Genomic DNA, 7,188 nt, shown 5'->3' with positions numbered 1-7,188 from the left:
GAAGTCTGTCGCGCGGACTTCCTCGAAGGCGTGCGGCAACGCGCGGACCACCTCGCTCGCGGACTGCGGGCGATCGTGCGCGAGCATGGCCTGGTCGGCGAGCGCGGCCTCGGCCTGCTGCGGGCGCTGGTGCTGCCCGAGGACCGGGCGGATCAGGTCGTGGTGGCGGCGCGCGAGCTGGGCCTGCTGCTCAACGCACCTCGGCCGAACCTGCTGCGCTTCATGCCGGCGCTGACGATCAGCGAGGGGGAGATTGACGAGGCGTTGCGGCTGCTGCGCCGGGCGCTTGGCGAGGTATTCACCGCGGCGTGCTTGCCAGCGCCAGCAGCGACATCTCGTTGAAGAAGAACATCCCGTCCAGCTGCCAGTCGGTGTACTTGCGCAGCGTGTTGGCCAGCGTGAAGGGCGTGTACCAGCAGTTGTGGTCGGGGTGGACCACCTCGACGAAGGTCTGGGCGCCGCAGCTGTAGTCGAAGTGGCGGCGGAAGCAGCTGTAGGCATCGGGCACGGTGATCGCGTACTCGTTGGCCTTCAGCGCCTGCAGCTGCTTCAGGAAGTCCTCGACGTTGCCGACGTGTTCCATCACCTCGGGCACGAGGACCAGGTCGTACTGATCGGTGACCTGTGACCAGTCGGAGAACAGCCGGCCCTTCAGGTGCGGCTGCAGCTGCGGGAAGACCTCGGCATGGATGTCGAAGCCGTCCAACTGCTCGCAGACCTTGTCCAGCTGCAGGTGCAGGGACTGGTTGATGTCGGTGATCGGCCAGTCCACGCAGCCGACGTGCAGCACCTTGCGGCCGGCGCAGAGCTGGGCGAGCACGTCCAGGCGCGGGCGGCCCTTCAGGTCTTCGCCGACCTTGATCTTTTGAACGAAGTAGGAGCCGTGGGCCGACTCCAGCGGGGAGACCGGCGTGACCGGCGCGTCGAGCAGGGTGTACATGGTCGGTCAGGCCACAGCCTTCTTGTGGAGTTCGTCGTAGGTGCCCAGCGTGCTGCCCCATTCCTGGTCGGCGAACACATGGCCGCTGCCGCCGTAGCCGGCGCCGACGGCGCTGAAATGGCGCGGGATGAAGAAATGGCTGGGCCAGATGGTCAGCCGGTCGTACTGCCACAGGCGGTGGCATTCGGTCAGGTACAGCGGGCCGACGCTCTGCCAGGCGAGACGGTTGTCCACATGCGGCTGGTTCAGCAGGTCCTGCACCATCTTCGCGAAGAAGGGGTTGCGTGGGGCGCTGGCCACGTAGCCGGCGGCGATCAGGCCGGGGCGGGCCACCTCGTTCTCCCAGCAGGCCATCGCATCGCACTCGAACAGCCAGGGTTCCAGCGGGCGCCTGCAGATGCTGTCGGCATCGACGACGAAGCCGCCCTCGCGCCACAGGATCTCCCAGCGCATCAGGTCGGCCACGCCGTTGAGTTCGCGCTGGCTCATCGCCTGCATGTGCTTGTGGTTGACCCAGGGCGTGGATGCCAGTTCGGCATTGCCCCAGACCTTCAGTTCCCAGCCGGGGTTGAGGCGGCGCCAGGTGTCGATGCAGTTGTCCGGGCGCTTGGACTCATCGCCGACCCAGATGGTGTGGATGACGCGGGGGATGTGGCTCATGGTGTCAGCCCAGGGTGCCGACGACGTGGATCTCACGCTGCTCGGGCACTTCGTTGTAGGAAAGGACGTGCAGGCCCGGCGCGAACAGCCGCGCATAGCGGGCCAGCAGCGGGCGGATCTGCGGCAGCACCAGCAGCAGCGGCGCCTTGGCCTGCTGCTTCATCGTGTCGCGCGCGGCGGGCATGTGCTGCTGCAGCTGCGAGAGCAGTTGCGGGTCGACCGGGAAGCTGTCCAGCGCCAGCTTGGCGTTCGACTGCCGCGCCTGGTTCAGCGCGCCCAGCAGCAGGTTCTCGAACTCGTTGCCGAGGTTGAACACCGTCATGCCGCCCACCGGCCCGCACAGGCCCGAGACGATCTGCCGGCGCAGCGCGCAGCGCAGCTCGGCGGCCAGCAGGATCGGGTCCTTGGTCGTGTCCACGTGGTCCATCAGCGTGGAGGCGATCGGCACGATGTCCTTGATGGACACGCCCTCGGCCAGCAGCAGGCGCAGGATCTTCAGCAACTGGCTGGGCGTGTAGGCCTTGTCCAGCGCGGCCGAGAGCTTGGGCGACTGCGCGGCCAGCCGCTCCAGCAGCGCGGAGACATCCTCGAAGCGCAGCAGCTCGGCGAGCTGGTCGCGGATGACCTTGGAGAGATGGGTGGCGATCGTGCTGGGCACGTCCACCACCTGGTAGCCCAGGCCCAAGGCATGGGCCTTCTGGGCGGCCTCGATCCAGATGACCGGCAGGCCGTAAGCGGGGTCCAGGCCGGGGATGCCGTCCAGCTCGCCGTAGACCTGGGCGGAGGCGATGGCCATCAGCCGGTCCGGATAGACGTCGGCCTGGGCGAGCACGCTGCCCGAGAGCAGGATCGAATACTGGGCCGGCTTCAGCGTCAGGTCGTCGCGCACGACGCAGGCGGGGATCAGCAGGCCCATCTGCTCGCTGAGCGACTGGCGCATGCCCTTGACGCGCTTGAGCAGCGGCGCGCCCTGCGCCGGATCGACCAGGGCGACGAGCTTGTAGCCCACCGTCACCGCCAGCGTGTCCACCGCCGGCAGCGAGCGCCAGTCCAGCTCCGGCGCCGCCTCGGTCAGCAGCGCCGCCTCGATCGGCGCCGATGCGGCCTTCGGGCGTTCGCCCTTGCGCTGCGCCATGCGCCAGCCGACGAAACCCAGCACCGCGGCGAAGGCCAGGAAGGTGACCGTCGGCATGCCCGGGATGATGGCCAGCATGGTCATCACCGCGGCGGCGCTGTAGAGCACCGTCGGCGAGGCCAGCAGCTGCTCGCCGACCTGGTCCTCCAGCTCGCCGGCATCGCTGTTGCGCGTGACGATGATGGCGGCGGCGGCCGACAGCAGCAGCGCCGGGATCTGCGCCACCAGGCCGTCGCCGATCGTCAGCAGCGCGTACTGGCGGAAGGCGTCGGCGAAGCTCAGGTCGTGCATCAGCGCGCCGATCGCGACGCCGCCGATCATGTTGATCAGCAGGATCAGGATGGACGCGATCGCATCGCCGCGGACGAACTTGGAGGCGCCGTCCATCGCGCCGTAGAAGTCGGCCTCGGCGCCCACTTCCTTGCGGCGGGCCTGGGCCTTCTCCTGGTTGATCAGGCCGGCGTTGAGGTCGGCGTCGATCGCCATCTGCTTGCCGGGCAGGGCGTCCAGCGTGAAGCGGGCCGAGACCTCGGAGATGCGCTCGGCGCCCTTGGTCACGACGATGAAGTTCACGACCATCAGGATCACGAACACCACGATGCCGACGACGAAGTTGCCGCCGATCACCACGTTGCCGAAGGACTCGATCACCTGGCCGGCCGCATGCGTGCCCTCGTGGCCATGCAGCAGCACGACGCGGGTGGACGCCACGTTCAGCGTCAGCCGCATCAGCGTGGTGGCCAGGATGATGCTCGGGAAAACGGTGAAGTCCAGCGGGCGCCGGCTGTTCACGCTGACCAGGATCACCACCAGGGCCAGCACGATGTTGAAGGTGAACAGCACGTCCAGCAGCACCGGCGGCAGCGGCAGGATGACCATCGCGAGGATGGCCATCAGGAACAACGGGCTGGCGATGCGGTGGCGCTTGATTTCGGCGCCGAGGTTTTGCAGGAAGTTCATGTCAGTTCTACCGGAACGGGCAGCTCATCGGGCAGCTGCGGCTCTGTCTTGCGATTGCCGTGGCGGAAGGCCCTGAGCTGCATCACATAGCCCAGCACCTGGGCCACGGCCTGGTACAGCGAGGCGGGGATCTGCTGCTGGACCTGGCTGGTGTTGTAGATCGCGCGGGCCAGCGGCGGCAGGGTCAACACCTGCACCTCGTGTTCCTTCGCGACCTCGCGGATGTAGAAGGCCATCTCGTCCACGCCCTTGGCGACGACATAGGGCGCCTCGGCCTTGTTGACGTCGTACTTCAGCGCCACCGCGTAGTGCTCGGGGTTCATCACGACCACGTCGGCCTCCGGCACCGTCTGGCGCACGCCGCGCCGGGCCATCGCCCGCTGCAGCGCGCGCATGCGCTGCTTGACCTCGGGCCGGCCTTCCATGTTCCTGTGCTCTTCCTTCTGCTCCTGCTTGCTCATGCGCTGGCCCTGCAGGAAGAAGAAGCTCTGCAGCGGGACGTCCACCAGCGCGAACAGCAGGAAGACCGAGGCCAGCGCCATCACGCCGTCGGTCATCAGCGCGGCGCCCTGCACCAGGGCCTTGTCCAGGCTGAGCGCCTGCAGCGCCACGTAGTCGCCGGCCATGCCGCGGCCGACGTGGATCAGCACCGCGATCAGGCAGGCCGCCTTGAGCAGCGAGACGCCCAGGTCGCTCAGCGCCTTGGGGCTGGCCAGGCGGCCGAGATTGCTCAGGGGATTGAGCCGGCCGAAGTCGGGCATCCACTTGCCCGCGTTGAAGACGAAGCCGCCCGGCAGCAGCGAGCCGATCACGGCGGCCGCCGGCACGATCAGCAGCGGCGCCACCATCTTCAGCAGCAGCACCAGCGAGTTGTTCATCAGCGTGGAGCCCAGGTTGTCCAGCGCGCCTTCGCTGGCGAGCGAAGGCGAGGCGAGGCGGAACAGGCGGCGGAAGTCCTCCAGCCAGCCGGGCATCAAGGCCAGCGAGAGTTTCAAGCTGACCAGCACGCCGACGGCCGTCGCCAGGTCGCGCGAGCGCACGACCTGACCCTCCTCGCGGGCCTTCTTCAGCTTCTGCTGCGAGGGCTTCTCGGTCTTGTCGCCGGCGTCAGTGGACATGGAATTCCTGCTCGATCATGTCGAGGACGCTGCGGGTCATCGCCAGGTAGTGCTCCGGCACATGGACCATCACCTGGGCCAGCATGAAGAGGCCGAACAAGGTCACCAGCGAGAAGCCCAGCGAATACAGGTTCAGGCTCGGCGCCACCCGGTTCAGGTAGCCCATGCCCACCTGCACCACCAGCGTGGAGAAGATCACCGGCAGCGCCAGCAGCAGCGCGGCGGAGAAGACCCAGGCGACGTGCTGCGCCAGCGTTTCGAGCGCCAGGCCCGAGAGCCCGGCGCCGACCGGCCAGGCCTTGAAGCTCGCGCCCAGGATCCCGGTCAGCAGCAGGTGCCCGTCCACCGAGAAGAACACCAGCATGCACAGCACGTTCAGCAGGCCGCTGACCACGTCGCTGGACGCGCCGTTCATCGGATCGTTCATCACCGCCATCGACAGGCCCAACTGCGAGGACAGCAGGAAGCCCAGCGTCGTCACCACCGCCACGACCAGATGGAAGGCCAGGCCCAGCGCGAAGCCCAGCACGCCCTGTTCCAGCGTGGCCAGCACGCCGTGCATCGAGAAGGGCGCGACGGCATGGGCGGTCAGCTGCGAGGCCGGCATCAGCACCACCGCCAGGACCAGCGAGAGCAGCACCCGCACGCTGATCGGCACCATGCTCTCGCCGACGATCGGCGTGGCGCTGAACAGCGCCAGCGTGCGGCAGAAGGGCCACCACAGCGCGCCGAGCAGGCCGATCAGCTGGTCGAAGGGCAGGGTGTCCATTCAACCCACCAGCGTGGCGGCCCGCTCGAAGATCGAGACGCAGAAATCCATCAGGTAGCCCACCATCCAGCGGCCGGCCAGGCCCACCACCAGCAGGGTGACCAGCAGCTTGGGCAGGAAGGACAGCGTCTGCTCGTTGATCTGCGTGGCCGCCTGGAACAGGCTCACCAGCAGGCCGACGACCAGGCCCGGCACGACCAGCAGCGTGACCAGCAGCATGACGACGTGGAGCGTCTCGCTGACGAGGTCGGTGGCGATCTCGGGGGTGAGCATGGTCAGTAGGGCCGGATGCTGGTGACCAGCGTGTTCACCGTCAGCGTCCACCCATCCACCAGCACGAACAGCAGCAGCTTCAGCGGCAGCGAGATCACCAGCGGGGACAGCATCATCATGCCCATCGCCATCAGCACCGAGGAGACGACCAGGTCGATCACCAGGAAGGGGATGAACAGCATGCAGCCGATCTGGAAGGCGGTCTTCAGCTCGCTGAGCACGAAGGCGGCGAGCTTGACGGTGAAGGCGTGGTCCTCGGGCTTGGCGACCGGCCCCTCGCCGGCGAGCTGGGAGATCTGCTGCAGCGCGGCCTTGTGTGTCTGCGCCAGCATGAAGCGCGAGACCGGCGCAGCGGCCGTCTTCAGCGCCGTCTCCAGGCTGATCCTGTCGTTGTCGTAGGGCTGCATCGCCTCGGTCCACACCTGCTCGCCGACCGGCCGCATCACCAGCAGCGTGAGGATCAGCGCCACGCCGGTGATCAGCCGGTTCGGCAGGCCCTGCTGCAGGCCCAGCGCCTGGCGCAGCAGCGACAGCACGATCACGAAGCGGGTGAAGCTGGTCATCATCAGCACCAGCACGGGCAGCAGCCCGAGCAGGGTCATGATGATCAGGACCTGGGTCTTGACCGTGAACTCGCTGGCCGAGCCGCCCTCGGCGGCGCCGGTGATCTTCAGCGTGGCGGCGAACAGAGGATTCGTGCCGAGCAGCAGGCACAGGCCCGCGATGCGGGCCCCAAGGCGCTTCATGGCTCAGCCCGCCAGCGAATCCAGGTCCAGCCCGGCGATCTCGATCACCTTCAGGCCGTAGTTCTCGCCGGCCACCACCACCTCGGCGCGGCCGATCGTGCAGCCGTTGGCCTTCAGCGTCAGCGGCGTGCCGGCCAGGGTGTCCAGCTCGACCACGCTGTCGGCGCCCAGCGCGACCAGCTCGGCCAGCGAGACGCGGGCCTGGCCCACTTCCAGCGTCAGCGTGACGGGGATGCGGCGCATCAGCTTGGGAAGATCCCGTGCCGCGCGGGCGGGCTCGGCTGCGGGCGTCGTGAGATGCGCATCCTCGACCGGCAGGTCCGCCAGCAGGGTGTCCAGCGCGGTGGCGTCGTCGTGTTCGATCATGGTCAGCTTAGGTAACTCGTTAGGTGTTCAGTCGGCATCGGCGAAAGACGTCAGGCACAGCTTGCCCTGGTGCTCGGCCACGCTGGCGGTGAACAGGCGCTCGCCGTCCACCAGCACCTCGGTGGCGCCCAGGCTCACCGGGATCACGGCGCCGGGTTGCAGGGCCATCAGCTCTCCCAGCGGCAGTTCGGTCTCCAGCAGCCGGGCCACCAGCTTCAGCG

The 7,188-nt window shown here is 68.0% G+C and carries 10 protein-coding genes; 1 reads left to right on the top strand and 9 read right to left on the bottom strand.

The annotated features are described in order from the left end of the window. Window positions 1-342: aminotransferase class III-fold pyridoxal phosphate-dependent enzyme (locus B0W88_RS28170; protein ID WP_144007018.1), on the top strand; the 342-nt coding region annotated here is incomplete at its 5' end. Here the strand turns inward: B0W88_RS28170 and B0W88_RS35000 are convergent. From B0W88_RS35000 to B0W88_RS28125, 9 genes are all read right to left on the bottom strand, one after another. Beyond that, on the bottom strand, window positions 299-940 hold the full coding sequence (locus B0W88_RS35000; RefSeq protein WP_077037874.1) for a hypothetical protein: 642 nt from the start codon (window positions 938-940) through the stop codon (window positions 299-301). The genes B0W88_RS28170 and B0W88_RS35000 overlap by 44 nt on opposite strands. 6 nt (window positions 941-946) lie before the next feature. Next, a complete protein-coding gene (locus B0W88_RS34995; RefSeq protein ID WP_077037873.1) occupies window positions 947-1,600 on the bottom strand; it encodes a glycosyltransferase family 32 protein in 654 nt (217 codons plus the stop codon). Between the two features lie 4 nt (window positions 1,601-1,604). Then, window positions 1,605-3,695 carry a flagellar biosynthesis protein FlhA gene (flhA, locus tag B0W88_RS28155; protein ID WP_077037872.1) on the bottom strand — a complete coding sequence of 697 codons (2,091 nt, stop codon included), beginning with the start codon at window positions 3,693-3,695 and terminating at the stop codon, window positions 1,605-1,607. Beyond that, window positions 3,692-4,813 carry a flagellar biosynthesis protein FlhB gene (locus B0W88_RS28150; RefSeq protein ID WP_077037871.1) on the bottom strand — a complete coding sequence of 374 codons (1,122 nt, stop codon included), beginning with the start codon at window positions 4,811-4,813 and terminating at the stop codon, window positions 3,692-3,694. Before B0W88_RS28150 ends, flhA begins: the two co-directional genes overlap by 4 nt. Continuing rightward, the gene (fliR, locus tag B0W88_RS28145; RefSeq protein ID WP_077037870.1) at window positions 4,803-5,582 is read right to left on the bottom strand and encodes a flagellar biosynthetic protein FliR; all 780 of its coding nucleotides are present in this window, start codon (window positions 5,580-5,582) and stop codon (window positions 4,803-4,805) included. Before fliR ends, B0W88_RS28150 begins: the two co-directional genes overlap by 11 nt. After that, window positions 5,583-5,855, bottom strand: coding sequence for a flagellar biosynthesis protein FliQ (gene fliQ / locus B0W88_RS28140; protein ID WP_077037869.1), 273 nt, complete (start codon window positions 5,853-5,855; stop codon window positions 5,583-5,585). 2 nt (window positions 5,856-5,857) lie between these two features. After that, window positions 5,858-6,601 carry a flagellar type III secretion system pore protein FliP gene (gene fliP / locus B0W88_RS28135; protein ID WP_077037868.1) on the bottom strand — a complete coding sequence of 248 codons (744 nt, stop codon included), beginning with the start codon at window positions 6,599-6,601 and terminating at the stop codon, window positions 5,858-5,860. A gap of 3 nt (window positions 6,602-6,604) precedes the next feature. Continuing rightward, window positions 6,605-6,967 (bottom strand): FliM/FliN family flagellar motor switch protein, encoded by a 363-nt coding sequence (locus tag B0W88_RS28130; protein ID WP_077037867.1) that lies wholly within the window; start codon window positions 6,965-6,967, stop codon window positions 6,605-6,607. Window positions 6,968-6,994: 27 nt separating this feature from the next. After that, window positions 6,995-7,188: FliM/FliN family flagellar motor switch protein (locus tag B0W88_RS28125; RefSeq protein ID WP_144007017.1), on the bottom strand; the 194-nt coding region annotated here is incomplete at its 5' end.

It is taken from the genome of Pelomonas sp. KK5 (assembly GCF_001984095.1).
In the GTDB taxonomy this organism is placed as follows: domain Bacteria; phylum Pseudomonadota; class Gammaproteobacteria; order Burkholderiales; family Burkholderiaceae_C; genus KK5.
Note: the sequence above shows the minus strand (reverse complement) of the source record. Positions and strands in the feature narration are given on the sequence as shown.

What these genes read in the sequence shown, in the direction of transcription:
- B0W88_RS35000 (WP_077037874.1), bottom strand. Translation starts at nt 940, where the DNA reads ATGTACACCCTGCTCGACGCGCCGGTCACGCCGGTCTCCCCGCTGGAG.
- B0W88_RS34995 (WP_077037873.1), bottom strand. Translation starts at nt 1,600, where the DNA reads ATGAGCCACATCCCCCGCGTCATCCACACCATCTGGGTCGGCGATGAG.
- flhA (WP_077037872.1), bottom strand. Translation starts at nt 3,695, where the DNA reads ATGAACTTCCTGCAAAACCTCGGCGCCGAAATCAAGCGCCACCGCATC.
- B0W88_RS28150 (WP_077037871.1), bottom strand. Translation starts at nt 4,813, where the DNA reads ATGTCCACTGACGCCGGCGACAAGACCGAGAAGCCCTCGCAGCAGAAG.
- fliR (WP_077037870.1), bottom strand. Translation starts at nt 5,582, where the DNA reads ATGGACACCCTGCCCTTCGACCAGCTGATCGGCCTGCTCGGCGCGCTG.
- fliQ (WP_077037869.1), bottom strand. Translation starts at nt 5,855, where the DNA reads ATGCTCACCCCCGAGATCGCCACCGACCTCGTCAGCGAGACGCTCCAC.
- fliP (WP_077037868.1), bottom strand. Translation starts at nt 6,601, where the DNA reads ATGAAGCGCCTTGGGGCCCGCATCGCGGGCCTGTGCCTGCTGCTCGGC.
- B0W88_RS28130 (WP_077037867.1), bottom strand. Translation starts at nt 6,967, where the DNA reads ATGATCGAACACGACGACGCCACCGCGCTGGACACCCTGCTGGCGGAC.